We start from the raw sequence: 15,344 nt of genomic DNA, 5'->3' as shown, positions 1-15,344 counted from the left end.
CCAAAGGACAAAACAAAATGAGCAATATCCCTAGCGAGTTAAAGTATGCCTCTTCACACGAGTGGGTTCGCAACGAAGGTGACGGTACGTTTACTGTTGGTATTACTGAACATGCGCAAGAGTTACTTGGCGACATGGTATTCGTAGAACTTCCAGAAGTAGGCGACGAAGTAGATGCAGGCGAAGAGTGTGCAGTAGCAGAATCGGTAAAAGCAGCATCAGACATTTACGCACCAATTGGTGGCGAAATTGTTGCAATTAACGAAGAGCTAGAAGACGCACCAGAAACAGTTAACACCGACGCGTTTGGTGACGGCTGGTTATTTCGCATTAAAGCATCAGATGAGTCTGAGCTTGAAAACCTACTAAATGCAGAAGACTACGCAAACACTATTGACGAAGATTAATCTTTAGTGAGTAAAAAGCCCCATTATTTAAAACATTGGGGCTTTTATGATTTTGCTGCTTACCTTTCCATACACTGTAAGTTATTAAATCATATTAATTTTAAGTTATTGCTGGTTACCCATTAGTAATAATCACATTTTTTGGATCATAGGAATCTGGACACATGTCAAACGCCAAATCTCTTGAGCAGTTAGAGCAAACGCAAGATTTTATTCGCCGCCATATTGGGCCAAGCCCAGCGCAAGTAAGCGATATGCTTAGCGCGCTTGAAGTATCGAGTGTTGAAGAGCTGATCGGTCAAACTGTACCTGCAGGTATTCGCCTTGAGCAGCCTTTAACCGTGGGCGAAAGCCGCACCGAAGTTGAAACACTAAGCTACTTAAAATCAGTAGCAAGCAAAAATAAAGTTTTCAAATCGTATATTGGCCAAGGCTACCACCCAACACATGTACCGCACGTAATTTTACGTAACGTACTAGAAAACCCAGGTTGGTATACTGCGTACACTCCATATCAGCCAGAGATAGCGCAAGGGCGTTTAGAGTCGTTACTTAACTTTCAAACTATGACCCTAGATTTAACCGGCCTAGATTTAGCAAGTGCATCGTTACTTGACGAATCAACCGCTGCAGCAGAGGCTATGGGCCTTGCAAAACGTGTATCTAAAGCGAAAAAAGCCAATGCATTTTTTATTGCCGACGACGTACACACACAAACAATTGACGTAGTAAGCACCCGCGCCGAGCAGTTTGGTTTTGAAATAATTGTTGGCAAAGCAGCCGACGCTGTTAACCATGAGATTTTTGGCGCGTTATTTCAATACCCATCAACAACTGGTGAAGTGGTAGACATTACCGACCTAATTGCTGGCGTACAAAGCAAAAAGGCAATTGCCTGTGTTGCTGCCGACATTATGAGTTTATTACTATTAAAAGCACCGGGTAAATTAGGCGCAGACGTAGTATTAGGTTCGGCGCAGCGTTTTGGTGTACCTATGGGTTACGGTGGCCCACATGCTGCATTTTTTGCAACACGTGACGCGTACAAACGTTCATTACCAGGTCGTATTATTGGCGTATCTAAAGACCGTTTAGGTAACGATGCACTGCGTATGGCAATGCAAACGCGTGAGCAACACATTCGCCGCGACAAAGCCAACTCAAACATTTGTACCGCGCAAGTATTACTTGCCAACATGGCAGCGTTTTACGCTGTGTACCATGGCCCACAAGGCTTAAAAACTATTGCTCAGCGTATTCATCGCTTTGCCGATATTTTAGCTGCAGGCTTACAAGCTAAAGGCGTGAGCCTTAAACACAACACCTGGTTTGATACCCTAACGGTAGTAAGCGATAGCAAAGCCGACGTTATTGCGCGTGCACTAGCAAGCGGTGTTAACTTTGCTACTAACCGCGATGGCGAATACTCAATTGCCGTATCAGAAACCACCACACGTGCAGACGTAGCGCAGTTATTTGATATTGTATTAGGCGAAGGCCATGGCCTAAGTGTTGATGCAATTGCAGCCGATATTGAAAACAATGGCAGCACGTCAATTCCAGCAAGCTTAGAGCGTGATGACGAAGTATTAACGCACCCTAACTTTAATTCGTACCACAGCGAAACTGAAATGCTGCGTTATATTAAGCGCCTAGAAAACAAAGATTTAGCGCTTAATCACTCAATGATCTCGTTAGGTTCATGTACCATGAAACTAAACGCGACTGCTGAGATGATCCCAATTACCTGGCCTGAATTTTCAAACTTGCACCCATTTTGCCCGCTAGATCAAGCACAAGGCTATCAAATTATGATGGGCGAACTGCATGATTGGTTGGTAAACATTACCGGTTACGATGCGGTTTCATTGCAACCTAACTCAGGTGCTCAAGGTGAATACGCAGGCTTAATTGCCATTCGTAAATACCACGAGTCTCGCGGCGACGCTCACCGTAACGTATGTTTAATTCCAAGCTCGGCGCATGGTACTAACCCAGCGTCGGCACAAATGGCCAGCATGAAAATTGTGGTGGTTGATTGTGATAAAAACGGTAACGTAGACATGGCCGATCTTAAAGCGAAAGCAGAAGCGGTAGCCGAAAACTTATCGTGTATTATGATCACTTACCCATCTACACACGGCGTATACGAAGAAACAATTCGTGAAATTTGCGATATTATTCATCAGCACGGCGGCCAAGTTTACATGGACGGCGCAAACATGAACGCGCAAGTTGGCGTAACTAGCCCAGGCTTTATTGGCTCAGACGTATCGCACTTAAACTTGCATAAAACCTTTTGTATTCCACACGGTGGCGGTGGCCCAGGTGTTGGCCCAATTGGTGTTAAATCGCACCTTGCGCCATTTATGCCTAACCACAGCATTATTAACGTACCAGGTACTAACGAAGGTAATGGAGCGGTATCGGCAGCGCCATATGGTTCAGCGTCTATTTTACCTATTTCGTGGGCTTACATTACCATGATGGGCTCAGAGGGCTTAAAACAAGCCACTGAAATGGCAATTGTAAATGCTAACTACTTAACGCATGAGCTAAGCAAGCACTTTCCAATTTTATACCGTGGCCGTAACAACCGTGTTGCGCACGAATGTATTGTTGACTTGCGTCCGCTTAAAGAGTTGTCGGGTATTACTGAAATGGACGTGGCTAAACGCCTACAAGACTACGGTTTCCATTCACCTACTATGTCGTTCCCAGTAGCGGGCACGTTAATGATAGAGCCTACCGAGTCTGAGTCTAAGGTTGAGATCGACCGCTTCATCGAAGCAATGGTGTCAATTAAGAGCGAAATCGACAAAGTAATCTCTGGCGAATGGTCAATCGAAAACAACCCGTTAGTGTTTGCACCGCACACCCAAGGCGACGTGTTAGGTAACGAATGGGACCGTGCATACGACCGTTTTTACGCAGCATTCCCAGTGCCAAGCGTGGCTAAAAACAAGTTCTGGCCAACCGTAACACGTATTGACGACGTATACGGCGACCGTAACTTAGTGTGTGCTTGCCCACCGGTTGAGACATACCGCGATTAATTTTTTGAAAAAATTTCTACAGTAGATTGGGAATTTATCAAAATTAAAAAAGCCGTTGCAGCAATGCAACGGCTTTTTTTTGTGTGGTGATTCGCCATAAATAATATGGGCGTAGGTTGGGAAGAGTGCAACGAAACCCAACGAATCACAAATATACTTACTCGCTCAAAAGCCAAGAGTATGTGTTATTTATTGTAGATACCATCTCTCATTTTAAGCTTCAAGGTCGTATTTAACTTTCTTGAAGCTTAAACGCTTCTTGGTTTTTTATTACACCAAAACATATATGAATTAGCTTTCGCATATTTGCACACACAGCTTGCATCGGTGTTTTACCATTATTTATTAACGTTAACTTATGTCGTTTTATTGTTTTATTCCATTGCCCGGCAACAATGGCCGCCATATAAAGTTTGCATCGAATTCTGGCTGGCCCAAGTTTACTGATTGATGTTCGCCCTTTTAATTTACCCGATTCATTGTGCCGTGGAATTAATCCACAATAAGCTGCCGCTTCTTTGGCTTTATTAAATTTTTTAGCCGCAAACAAATACGTCAGCTCTCTCGATAATACGGGCCCAATGCCAGGGATAGACTCAAGTAGTCTCCTGTTTCTTTTTAAATCAGGTTCATTATCTATGTGGTTATCAATGTCAGATTTAAGCTGTTTAATTTCATCATCTAAAAACGCGATTGTCACTTTTATCGATTGGCAAACACGTGCTGAAACGTTGCTGAATTCACTTGCTTCTAATCGGTTAGCTTCTCGTTGTCGGTTACTCTCAAGCGCATCTAAACGACGAATAAGGGCTTTAAGCTCTCTAATTTCTAACGCTTCAGGTTGCCAATAACTAACGACTGCGTGCTTAGCACAGCCGTAATGAGCAAGCATCGTTGCATCAGATTTGTCTGTTTTATGAATTATGTTTAAAGCGTCTGCATACTTTTTAGCTTTACCGGGATTCGCTAAAATAATATTAAAGCCTTGCTCGTGTAAAAAATACATCAGTGCTTCATGATAAACACCCGTTGGTTCGAGGGTGATAACGAGCTCATTAGCAGCGCTTTTAGTTGTATTTAAAAGCCATTTTTCTATTGCTAAAAAGTCTTGATGCTTGTTTTTAAAGACTTTTGTTTTAATTTTGTTTGTAAGCTGGTCTCTCAACCACGATAAATCAATCTTCTCTTTACTAATATCAATGCCGATAAACATCATCTCTACTTACTCCCCTTGTACATACAGCATCTACTTAAATAAAAGTGTGCTTGGATACCATTCAGTTTCTGAGAATAGAAAGTCAGGGCCTTATCTACGGAGCAGTATTAAATACTAGACGCACAGGCAAGCTCACTGACTTCGATGTGATAAATGATAGCTAATCATTTATCAATGAGAGATACAAGGCGCATAGCTTGCTGGCGCGTCGAATGTTACTCGGAAAATTTAGGAGTAGCATTCATGAGCTAAACGACTCACCGATTACTGATATCAGAACCGTAGTATTAAGCATGATATTTGAGTTTCAGTTTGTAAGAAACAAAACCTGAATCTATTTTTCTTTTGAGGGTTATTTTTTTGAAATTTTATTTAGACAACTCTTCATAGTATTTAATTAGAGTACTGATTGGGATAAAACCGTTAGGGTTTGTTGCTGTTTTCCCTTGTTCATTACCATTTGAAACTATACCAATTACTTTGCCATCAGTATTTAAAACTACACCGCCACTAGTTCCATGAAGTATAAGTTTATCTATTATTATCCTCTCCTCACCATGCCACATAAGTTTATTTATGATTTTTGATTCAATAATAGTGGCAATTTCTCCTTCATGATGATTAGGGTAACCTATGGTATATACAGTTGTGTTTTTTTCATAATTAGGGGCAGGCTCAACGAGTAAAGGGCGTATTAAATCTTGACCATTCCCAAGGTCTATTATTGCAATATCTTTTTGTTTATCGTAACTAATAAATTTTGCAAAAATAAATTTATTTTTTGGTTGAACTAACCATTTAAATTCTAAATTTTCTCGCTCAATTGATTCGTCCGTCGCCCCCTCTATAACGTGGTGGTTAGTGATAAGTCCTATGCCTTTTAAGAGAAAACCACTCCCTTGAGCAAAATTATCAAAATTATCAAAATTATTAATTATAATAGTCGATTCTGCGGCTACATCGAGCCAACTCTTATTGTATGTTTCGTTGGGAACTCCTATTGCAAGTGTGTAGTTGTACATCATTTTGCGCCAGACATCACAGTTTTCACCTCTAATTGAGCGGATGAAATTTAATTTACCTCGTACCTTTTGCAAAATTAGTTTTCCTGGTGTGGAAAACATTTTAATTTTATGTCGTTCTGAAATATAGCCATCATAGTATTTTTCAAAGTGTTCTTTTTCAGCTAACGCTGGTCCATATTTTAAGATTGCATTTAATAATGCAGATGTGGATCGCATAAGCCTTTTATTTATATTAAGTTTTTCATTTACTGTTACGTTGGTAACTGATTGACGCTGTGTCCTGTGTTGTATTCTTGTTTTTTTCTCATTTATATCAAAACCGTTGAGCTTAATTATTTTAAGAAGCTGGTTCCCTAAAATAATTTTTCTTTCTGTGTTAAAAAAGACAATTTGTTTAGGTAATGAATGAATTTTATTTGTAAATGAAAAGGAAATGTCATCGGCGTAACGTGTAAATGAGCATGAGTTGTCAATGGCTAAGTTTCTGAGTTGTATATCCAATTTATAGGCGATCATATTAGAAATAATTGGAGATGTAGGAGCCCCTTGTGGTAATTTTCCCTCGTTACAACAGATATGAGCTAAAACGCTTGCTACGCCATGACTTAAATTTAAAGGAGGTCCTTCAAATAACCCTTTGACTCTTCCAAAATTAATAGTATCAAAGAAATCTTTTAAGTCTATATTGAGCACAAATTCTTTACGAACATGTGACTTTGCATTTGTTTTAATACTACGCTCGCATATAAAACCATGAGTTGTTTTTTTAGGTTTATAGTATTTTTCTAACTCCTCTTTAATTTTATATTGTATTTCTTTTAACTTTTTAATCGGAGCAGAGATTATTCGAGTATTACCATTTTTTTTAGGAATTGTGAACAGGCGATATTTAAGCCTGTTACTATAAAGAAAGTTAGATGTTGTTTCAGGGTCACAATGTAAGAAAGTATATAGTTGTTCTACACTTTTACATTGTGTTAATTTGGATGGAGGATAAATATTTCCGAACACTATAAAGATCCTTTTTAAATTTTATTCCTAGATATAAATGGTTGGGAAGGGTTTTATCTTTACCCGCGCCGCCAACTAGCAGCAACGTAAGGAGACCTAGAGGCAAAATTGCCATTGTTTATTATCAGTGACCGATGGCACTGGAAAATTAAATCGTCCTCCCCAACCTAAAAGCAAATTACCATAGTTATTAAGATAATTGAAGTCTTCGAATGCTATTAGTTATTGATTAAAAACTAAAAATTTATTTGAAACATTAATATCTTTATGTTTTAAGTGGTAAATGAAGCAACTCACTTAATTACCACCTAAGCCCCACACTGCCTAACCCCAGCCCCCGCATGTTTAAGTGCAATAATTTGCCCTTTGCCGTTATGCGCCATGGCGAGCATATCACCGGTATTTATATTACTTTCAACCGCGTGTTTACCCTTTAAATCATTCAACAGTGACTGCTTAATTTGCACTAGCACCTCGTCATTACAGCTGGCTATGTACCAGTCGTTATCTACCTTCACTAGAGTGCCGTATTCTATGTGGCGTTGTTGGTAGCGGCGTAAATCATTAGCTAATTGATTATCAAGCGCGTGTTTTTGCTCGTTTATAGAGCTTGCGTAGCTACCTGCTTGATTTATTTCGTGTGTTTTAATAATTGAATAGTCGTGAATGTCTATAGTGTTAAATGCGCTGTTAAGCACAGTTTTAGGCGCGTGGTTAATGCCATCGTTATTATCAAACACAATAAAAGCAAATACACCCAGTGCGCAGGCAAGGCTGGTTAGCTGTAGCGTAAAGCCGAACTTTTTAGGCTTTGTATGCGTGGCCTTTTTAATTAGCGCTTTTTGCTGAGTGCTTGTAAGTGTTGTGCGCGCTTTTCGCTCTTTGTAATGTTGTGTGAGCTTTTGATCAAGCGGCTCATCAGGCTTGTTCATTGTTTGCTCCTAATAAACGTTTAAGGTTTTGTTTGGCATAGCGCAGCCTTGTTTTAATGGTCTCAAGGTTGCTTTGCGTTATAAAACCAAAGGGGTCAAATCTTGACTTCATACATCAATGGTCTAGATTTATAGTTTATTGCTCATTGAGTTTATTGTTATGTCTAGACCACTGCGAATAGAGTATGAAAATGCGTTTTATCATGTGATGAATCGCGGAAGAGGGCGTGAAAATACCTTTTTGAGTGATGACTAAAAACCAAAGGGGTCAAATCTTGACTTCATACATCAATGGTCTAGATTTATAGTTTATTGCTCATTGAGTTTATTATTATGTCTAGACCACTGCGAATAGAGTATGAAAATGCGTTTTATCATGTGATGAATCGCGGAAGAGGGCGTGAAAATACCTTTTTGAGTGATGACGATTTTAAGTATTTTTTATACTGCATTGAGCAAGCAAGCCTTCGTTTTAATATTGAAGTACATTCGTATTGTTTAATGACCAATCATTACCACCTGTTAATAAAAACCCCAGATGCAAATTTAGGCAGAGCCATGAAGCATATTAATGGCCTCTATACGCAATATTTTAATAGAGCACATAATACAGATGGTGCACTGTTTAGAGGTCGCTACAAGGCGGTGCTGGTGGATGCTGATAATTACTTACTACATGTTAGCCGTTATATACATCGTAACCCAATAGAAACAAGTACACCGTTAGTAGATGTACTTATTGACTATAAATGGTCTAGCTATTCAGCTTTCATCAAAAAAACAGCGACGCCAAAATGGCTAGTTCGAGACTTTATATTTTCGCTTCAAGGAAAAAATCGTAAATATGCTGCGTACAAACAGTTTGTTGAATATGAAAATAATAAAGAGGTAATTACGTTTTATGGCGCTAAAAAGTTACTTTCAGTTTTGGGTTGTGACGCATTTATTGAAAAAATAAAGGGGTATATAGCAATACCAGATAGCGAAAGAAGTATTGTTATTAAAAAACGCTCAACGGATGATGTAATTGATTACTTAGCTAAATATTTTTGTATAGATACACATGATATTGTAACGGTTAAAAAAGGGCGAAAAGAGAAAAACTTGCCACGTATGTTTGCTATTAAATTATGCCAAGATTTAACTGGGCAAAATTTAAAAGCGTTAGCCGTTATTTTTAATGTTCAACATTATTCAGCCATATCTCAAACGGTATGTAGGCTAAATAAGTTAATAATTGAAGATGATAAGGTCAAATTACAATTCGAAAAACTGCGAGATAGCTTGATGTGTGAAGTCAAGATTTGACCCCAAACCCATAACGTGTTGTGCCTCTGTGAGCTTAATAACCTGAGCTTCGGATAATAAACTTATCTCAAGCAGCTATTTTCAGCGCTAACTGCGTTGAATTTACTTGCAATAGGCCAGCTATTGACGCGTAAATTCGCCTTATTTTCACTGAAAGCCTTTGGCTAGAGTAAATAAAATTAAATATAATTCAATACGTTAGTAAATCTCTTAACCAGAGTTCAGGTTTAATAGTTAAGGTTAAGCAAGGCGTTTTATGACTCATGCAGTACCGAAAAAATACAGCAACATTGATAGCAAAATAGGGCTGACTCTTTACTGAATTAATCAAACATAATTGTAATTGGGTGGGGAGCAGGTTTGTGTTGTCTTTTTTATGGGGAGCGCAGGAGTCTGTGTTTTATTGGTGAAAAAATCACGAACTAAAATATCATTCCCTTGAAGCTTAAAGCCTTTCACTTTTCCTTTATATGAATTTCATCTACAACTGCGTTATTATCTAAAAGGTATTAACCAAACCCGAGAACACGTTGAATTATTTAGCTCATCTTTATTTAGCACAGCCTACGGCCGATTCGCACTTTGGTAATTTACTGGGCGACTTTGGTGGTCAACGGCATTTAAACCAGATACCTATAACGGTAAAGAATGCGCTCGATAATCACTATTTAGTGGATAAATTTACTGACTCTCATCCTATAGTTAAAGAGGCTAAACAGTATTTTTCACCTAAGCGTAAGCGTTTTGCAGGGGTGGCTATTGATGTGGTGTTTGATCACTTTTTAATTATGCATTGGCAAAAATATAATCTACAGCCATTAAACGACTTTAAACAAACTAGCTTTGCGCTTTTGCATAAGCGTATGCCTGTAATGCCGCCGCGAATGCAGCACGTTGTAAAACACATGACCGACAACGATTGGTTTAAAGAGTACGAAACCCTTGATGGGGTAGGGCTAGCACTTGATAATATAGCCAAGCGCATTCGCTTTACTAATACCTTTGCTGGTGCTGTTGATGATATAGCAAAGCATTATGATGAATTGAATGTTGTATTTTTAGCATTTTTCCCTGAGCTGATTACGCATGTAAATCAGTTTAATCTTGAAAACGCTAAAAACATCCGTGGGTTTTATACTTTATAGTCGGGGGATTTAATCCCCGAATCTACTTTTTATCCTCGGTAATAAACCTGATTTAGCAATCGGGTGCTTCTAATGTAAATACTAAATGTTTACGCATATCTTTTAAAACAACGCCTTTTTTTAGCATGGCTGCGCTTAAGCGCTTTTGCCATTTTAATAACTCTGGTTTTGCTGCAGCTAAGGCTTGCTCGTTGTCAAATTGAAAGCACAGTAGTAAGGAGCCAGGGAATAAGTGATATTGAACGTCAAACCAGCATTGCAGCATACCAGGGAGCTCTGCTAGGCCTTGTTTTTCGAGTGTATCGGCAATATTAAGGACAAGCGCTTGCTGTTTTATTTGCACTGCAGAGAGTTTTTTCATTGTTTTATCCAAGTTGTAGGCTAACAAATACAGCCATAAGTGCTCATTATACCCAAGCTTTTAGGTGAGCAACAACTTTGAGGATAGTTAACCTAAACTCTGGATAATAAATTTATCTCAAGCAGCTATTTTCAGCGCTAACTGCGTTGAATTTATTTGCAATAGGCCAGCCATTAACGCGTAAATTCGCCTTATTTTCACTGAAAATCTCTGGCTAGAGAAAATAAGTTTAAACATCATTATTATTATTCAATGTGTTAGTAAATATCTTAACCAAAGCTCGGTGGTTAAAATAAAAGGCGCTGTTCAAAGTGGTTTTTAAAGGCTAATCTGGGCTTATTGTAAAAAGACGGTAGTAATAAGTTAATGAGTAAAACCACGAGTGGTATGCAGGCTTATCAGCAGCAAGAAGAAGGTTATCGAATTAAAGCGTTAAGATTGTACCCTTGGGTATGTGGGCGCTGTGCACGTGAGTTTGAGTATTCTAATTTACGAGAGTTAACGGTGCATCATATTGATCATGACCATAATAATAACCCTGATGATGGTAGTAACTGGGAGTTATTGTGTATTTATTGCCATGATAATGAGCATAATAAATATCACGAATATGTGTTGTACGGCGGCACTACAGAGCAAAAAGTGGTGGCGGCTACACATAACCCGTTTGCCGACTTAAAGGCGCTGCTAAACAAAGATAAATAATGGGTAAAGCCATTTTGGCCAAGTGGTTAGTTTAGCTTACTTATTTCAAAGCTTTAGGGTCTGTTTATCTTTCAAGGTTAAATTTGCAACAGTGTGTTTGGTATTTAGGCAAGGCAGAGCCTATGTGGTGTGGTTATTCCCCATAAATAGGCGATAACGTAGAATCAATACCAAACATGCGCTGCCCGAAGGGTTCTTAGGGGCAATTAACTCTTTGTTAGGGGCGTGAGCAGGATGCAAAAGCTTTGCTCGGTTTTTGCTTATTCTTACATGGATGTAAGCCAGTAGAATAACGCAGGAGCAGTTGTCGAGCCCACTAGGTTACAAACCTCGCGCCGTGATTAACTCGCCCCTAGTTTGAACGAATTTTAATCCGCAAAGGTCAGCAGAACCTAATCGTTACTAAATACGGCGCAGTCGCGGCCTTGTTTTTTTGCTTGATACATAGCATCGTCGGCGCGTTTAAACCAGCTAGCAACTGTGGTGCCCGGTACCCAAGCTGCAACACCAAAAGATACAGTAACTGAGTTACCCGCAGGTGTTTTTAACTCGTTTTTTATTGTTTCGCGTAGCTTGTTTATAAAGCTAACTTGCTCTTGGGGCGGGATTTCGGGAATTATTAGCACAAACTCTTCGCCACCAAAGCGGTATAGCTTATCTGATTCTCTTATATGTGAATTGGTAATTGACACTAACTGCTTTAGTACTCTGTCTCCTTCGGCGTGGCCGAATTCGTCGTTTACCTTTTTGAAAAAGTCTAAGTCTAAAAACGCTAATAAATAAGTGCTGTTATAACGCTCTGCTCGCGAAATGGCGGCTAGTGTATCATCGTTAAGCGCACGGCGATTTAATGCGCCGGTTAAAGGATCGGTACTGTTTAGTTCTGCAAGTAAAGCAAGCTGCTTGTTGCCAAAAGAGGCATATACAAAAGCACAGGCAGCTAGCATTAAGTTGGTTGTAAAGTAAGAGTTTAGTGGCATAACATCGAATAAATTAGGTATGCTCGCAATAATTGCCACATTGCTAAGGGTGAGTATGAGCGCTTCTATTGGTTTAACTAAAAAAAACGTAACGGCTACTACCGGATAAACCCATAGCATACTGTTAATGCCGTTGGTAATTATAATGGCAATAACGCCAATATTAACAAGCAATGCAATAACGGCGCTAATAACACGCGGCTTTTTAGTGTAATGGGCATAACCGACTAAGGTTAAAATACCGCTTACAATGGCTAAGTCAATTAGCGCTGCGACTATGTTATTTTCTATAAAACGAATAATAATAAATGGCGTAATACCAAATACTGACACAATACTGAGTATAAGCAGAATAGAAAGCTGATGTTTTTCTTGTAGTTGCTTGAACATAAATGCCTCAAGGTAATAAGTATAATAATGCCAAACCTAAACTAGTGATAGCTTAAGCAAGCGGTGCGCTTTTAAGTTTTTATTTACTACTTTGTAGGTTGGCACAGCGCAACGTGTTACAAGTTATAGCGTTGCGCTATAAAATAGTCAACTAAGTTAGAAGTTTAGCCTAAAGTTAACTAAGGCAAAACAGCAGGAAAAACTAGCTTGAACTGCAGAGCACTTTAGCTAGTTTTTAATAAGAGGTATTTACGCGGGGCCAACTAATTGCATTGTCACAATAGATAAAATAAGTACTGCTAAACCAAAACAAACAACCCAGTTTAATTTATGACCAAACAACAACCAAGTTGCCAGCGCAGTACCGCTAATTGAAAGAGCTCCCCACGTGGCGTAGGCAATAAACAGTGGGATGCCTTGCACAGCGAGGGTGAGTAAGGCAAACGCGGCCATAATAAAAACAATGGCAAGTATGCCAAAGCGTTTATGTTTAAATCCGTGCGACATTTCTAAAAATACGTTGGCGGCAATGTCAAAAATTACTGAGCCAAGAATATAAAGCCAATATACTGTCATTGTTTTTGCTCTTGCATAGCGTGGCCGCTGTTAATTATAACAATGCCGATAATAGCTAATAAAAGTGCAAACATTTGGCCAATAGAAATAGCTTCGCCTAAAAATACAAATGACACAGATGCAATTAATATCATCCCCAAGCCTTCCCAGAAGGCGTTAGCAAGTGCGATAGGAATTTTGCTGGTGGCTTGGCTAAGAGCAAGATAAGCTAAGCCAACCATTAAAGTTACAAATAAGCTACCTAATAGTAACTGGTCTTCGTTTACCAGCCACTTCATTACTGTTGTACCTATAACCTCAAGAGTTACAGCTATTATTAAATATATCCAATGCATTTTTCCTGCTCTTAATACTAAAACATTGTGCGTATAATACTGCTTATTATTTTTATACTATAATTGCTCAGAGTCAAAATAATTGACACTAAGGGGGCTTGATGAAATTAGAGTCGTTACAGTACTTTGTGATGATTGCACAAACCGGCTCTATTGCTAAGGCGGCAGCGCGCTTGTCGGTTAATCGTAGCACTATGAGTATGGCGCTATCGACGCTAGAGGATCAGTTGGGTACTGCGCTATTTATTCGCACTGGTAATAGTATGCAATTAGCCCCCGCGGGTGAAAAAATAATTGACGATAGCATTCGCTTAATTAACCTTGCTGAGAGTATTAAGCACCGCTGCCTGCACGATGACGAGCAACTGCCACACCGCTTAGTTATTGGCCGTGATGATGCTTTACCCGAAGCCTTTTGGCGCGAAATTATTCGCAGTATTCGCAAGCGCTACCCAGGTATATCGTTAGAAATGCACTATGCGAGTGCAAATGCGTTGCAGCAAATGGTTGAAGAGGGCTTTATGGACTTAGCTTGTTGCTTAGATCAGAGCTTGTATGCAAATACTCAGCTACCTTTACAAGTTTTGGGCTGGGTGGCATTGCATATGGTTATTGCCAAAGATCATCCGTTAACGCAAATGCGCTATGTAAGTAATGAAGACTTAGCCAGTGTGCCGCAAATTGCTTATTTAGATTTAAGCCAAAGTGACATTCAAACTAATGTATCTGAGCGTTACGATATTGCGTTAAGTAGCTTTGAGTTAATTAGGGATGCAATACGCGACAAGCTAGGTTGGGGCTATGTGCCAGAGCCATTATTAAAAGGGTTTCAACCACAAGAGGTGGCGCGCATTGCTCATGGCTATAATGTTTCGTGGCATGGGTATGTGGCTATATCGCAGCAAGTAGTTGAAAACGAGCAGCCAATAATTCGTGATATTCGCCGCCTTATTAGCGATCAGATGGTGGCTTTACCTGGCATCGATATGAGTTTGCCTGCGTAATAGAGGGCTGTTTGTGCACTTATACACAAAAAATAATTGCTCCCTTTCGGCTTTTTAATCAATACAAAAACGACAAGCTAGAATGGCGAAGGTATTGCGAGTATTATAGCCTTTGGCAGTAGCGAAGAGGTGCTCTTTTCGTCTTAGCAATAATATATTAATGGAAGTAACGAATGACAACCAGTGGTCAAAATAACAGTAAAGGTAAAAAAAACAATCCATTATTTGAGGTCGTTTTTAATATTATAGTGCCTTCAATTATTTTAATGAAGTTTTCGGGGCCTGAATATTTAGGAACCGTTGTAGGGTTAATTGTCGCGCTTATATTTCCTGTGGGTTACGGTATTTATGATTTTATTAAAGCACGCTCGTTAAATTTTATTTCATTATTAGGTTTTTTAAGTACTTTATTAACGGGTGGCATTGCGCTGTTTGAGCTTAATGTAGAATGGTTGGCAATAAAAGAAGCGGCTATACCGGGTATTATTGGCCTGACTGTTTTAATGTCGGGTTTTTTTGGTAAGCCATTATTGGCAAAGGTGTTGTTAAACTCGATTTTATTTAAGTTAGATGTAATTTACGATACGTTAGATGCGCGCGGTAATACCCAGCGTTTTAAGCAGCAAATTACCAAGGCTAATTATATTTTAGCGCTTACTTTTGCTTTTTCATCAACTATGAATTACGTGCTTGCTAAGTGGATAGTGACCAGCCCTGCGGGTACGGTAGAGTTTAACGAGCAGCTTGGTGAAATGACCTTGCTCAGTTACCCTATTATTGCTATTCCGTCTATGTTGGCAATGATTGGTATTTTCTTTTATGTGATTAAAGTAATTACTAAATTAACCGGCATGAAGTTTGAACAAATGGTTCATTCACAGTAATTTAAGTTA

The 15,344-nt window shown here is 39.2% G+C and carries 14 protein-coding genes and 1 pseudogene; 7 read left to right on the top strand and 8 right to left on the bottom strand.

Annotation, left to right across the window (positions count from 1 at the left end; all coding sequences use genetic code 11):
* Positions 1 to 17: 17 nt before the first annotated feature.
* Together gcvH and gcvP are read left to right on the top strand one after the other, a co-directional pair.
* On the top strand, positions 18 to 407 hold the full coding sequence (gene gcvH, locus RB215_RS12045; RefSeq protein ID WP_011329122.1) for a glycine cleavage system protein GcvH: 390 nt from the start codon (positions 18 to 20) through the stop codon (positions 405 to 407).
* Positions 408 to 571: 164 nt separating this feature from the next.
* A complete protein-coding gene (gcvP, locus tag RB215_RS12040; RefSeq protein ID WP_089368720.1) occupies positions 572 to 3,463 on the top strand; it encodes an aminomethyl-transferring glycine dehydrogenase in 2,892 nt (963 codons plus the stop codon).
* 232 nt (positions 3,464 to 3,695) lie between these two features.
* Here the strand turns inward: gcvP and RB215_RS12035 are convergent, their stop codons facing one another.
* The 4 genes and pseudogenes from RB215_RS12035 to RB215_RS12020 form a co-directional block, all read right to left on the bottom strand.
* Positions 3,696 to 4,679, bottom strand: coding sequence for an IS110 family transposase (locus RB215_RS12035; protein WP_309216488.1), 984 nt, complete (start codon positions 4,677 to 4,679; stop codon positions 3,696 to 3,698).
* A 368-nt stretch (positions 4,680 to 5,047) separates the two neighbouring features.
* Positions 5,048 to 6,715 carry a reverse transcriptase domain-containing protein gene (locus RB215_RS12030; protein ID WP_309216487.1) on the bottom strand — a complete coding sequence of 556 codons (1,668 nt, stop codon included), beginning with the start codon at positions 6,713 to 6,715 and terminating at the stop codon, positions 5,048 to 5,050.
* A 308-nt stretch (positions 6,716 to 7,023) separates the two neighbouring features.
* Complete coding sequence (locus RB215_RS12025) at positions 7,024 to 7,647, bottom strand: hypothetical protein (protein ID WP_309216486.1); 624 nt, start codon at positions 7,645 to 7,647, stop codon at positions 7,024 to 7,026.
* Positions 7,634 to 7,729 (bottom strand): annotated as a pseudogene (locus RB215_RS12020) (RNA polymerase sigma factor); the annotation flags it as partial. The pseudogene RB215_RS12020 and the gene RB215_RS12025, both read right to left, overlap by 14 nt.
* Positions 7,730 to 7,980: 251 nt before the next feature.
* Between RB215_RS12020 and RB215_RS12015 the strand changes: the two are divergent.
* Together RB215_RS12015 and RB215_RS12010 are read left to right on the top strand one after the other, a co-directional pair.
* Positions 7,981 to 8,955 (top strand): transposase, encoded by a 975-nt coding sequence (locus RB215_RS12015; protein WP_309216484.1) that lies wholly within the window; start codon positions 7,981 to 7,983, stop codon positions 8,953 to 8,955.
* Between the two features lie 530 nt (positions 8,956 to 9,485).
* A complete protein-coding gene (locus RB215_RS12010) occupies positions 9,486 to 10,100 on the top strand; it encodes an ACP phosphodiesterase (RefSeq protein WP_011329116.1) in 615 nt (204 codons plus the stop codon).
* Positions 10,101 to 10,152: 52 nt separating this feature from the next.
* On the opposite strand, the gene RB215_RS12005 is transcribed toward RB215_RS12010, so the two are convergent.
* Positions 10,153 to 10,461 carry a hypothetical protein gene (locus RB215_RS12005; protein WP_179808122.1) on the bottom strand — a complete coding sequence of 103 codons (309 nt, stop codon included), beginning with the start codon at positions 10,459 to 10,461 and terminating at the stop codon, positions 10,153 to 10,155.
* Between the two features lie 366 nt (positions 10,462 to 10,827).
* Between RB215_RS12005 and RB215_RS12000 the strand changes: the two genes are divergently transcribed.
* Complete coding sequence (locus RB215_RS12000; RefSeq protein ID WP_086997751.1) at positions 10,828 to 11,166, top strand: YajD family HNH nuclease; 339 nt, start codon at positions 10,828 to 10,830, stop codon at positions 11,164 to 11,166.
* 392 nt (positions 11,167 to 11,558) lie between these two features.
* On the opposite strand, the gene RB215_RS11995 is transcribed toward RB215_RS12000, so the two are convergent.
* The 3 genes from RB215_RS11995 to RB215_RS11985 form a co-directional block, all read right to left on the bottom strand.
* Positions 11,559 to 12,536, bottom strand: coding sequence for a GGDEF domain-containing protein (locus RB215_RS11995; RefSeq protein ID WP_179808123.1), 978 nt, complete (start codon positions 12,534 to 12,536; stop codon positions 11,559 to 11,561).
* 249 nt (positions 12,537 to 12,785) lie between these two features.
* Complete coding sequence (locus tag RB215_RS11990; RefSeq protein WP_011329111.1) at positions 12,786 to 13,112, bottom strand: SMR family transporter; 327 nt, start codon at positions 13,110 to 13,112, stop codon at positions 12,786 to 12,788.
* Positions 13,109 to 13,447 carry a multidrug efflux SMR transporter gene (locus tag RB215_RS11985; RefSeq protein ID WP_011329110.1) on the bottom strand — a complete coding sequence of 113 codons (339 nt, stop codon included), beginning with the start codon at positions 13,445 to 13,447 and terminating at the stop codon, positions 13,109 to 13,111. Before RB215_RS11985 ends, RB215_RS11990 begins: the two co-directional genes overlap by 4 nt.
* A 101-nt stretch (positions 13,448 to 13,548) precedes the next feature.
* On the opposite strand from RB215_RS11985, the gene RB215_RS11980 reads away from it, so the two are divergent.
* Positions 13,549 to 14,451 carry a LysR family transcriptional regulator gene (locus RB215_RS11980; RefSeq protein WP_011329109.1) on the top strand — a complete coding sequence of 301 codons (903 nt, stop codon included), beginning with the start codon at positions 13,549 to 13,551 and terminating at the stop codon, positions 14,449 to 14,451.
* 173 nt (positions 14,452 to 14,624) lie between these two features.
* Positions 14,625 to 15,335, top strand: coding sequence for a VC0807 family protein (locus tag RB215_RS11975; RefSeq protein ID WP_011329108.1), 711 nt, complete (start codon positions 14,625 to 14,627; stop codon positions 15,333 to 15,335).
* Positions 15,336 to 15,344: the final 9 nt, after the last annotated feature.

The organism is Pseudoalteromonas sp. HL-AS2 (genome assembly GCF_031198805.1).
Classification (GTDB): domain Bacteria; phylum Pseudomonadota; class Gammaproteobacteria; order Enterobacterales; family Alteromonadaceae; genus Pseudoalteromonas; species Pseudoalteromonas nigrifaciens.
Note: the sequence above shows the minus strand (reverse complement) of the source record. Positions and strands in the feature narration are given on the sequence as shown.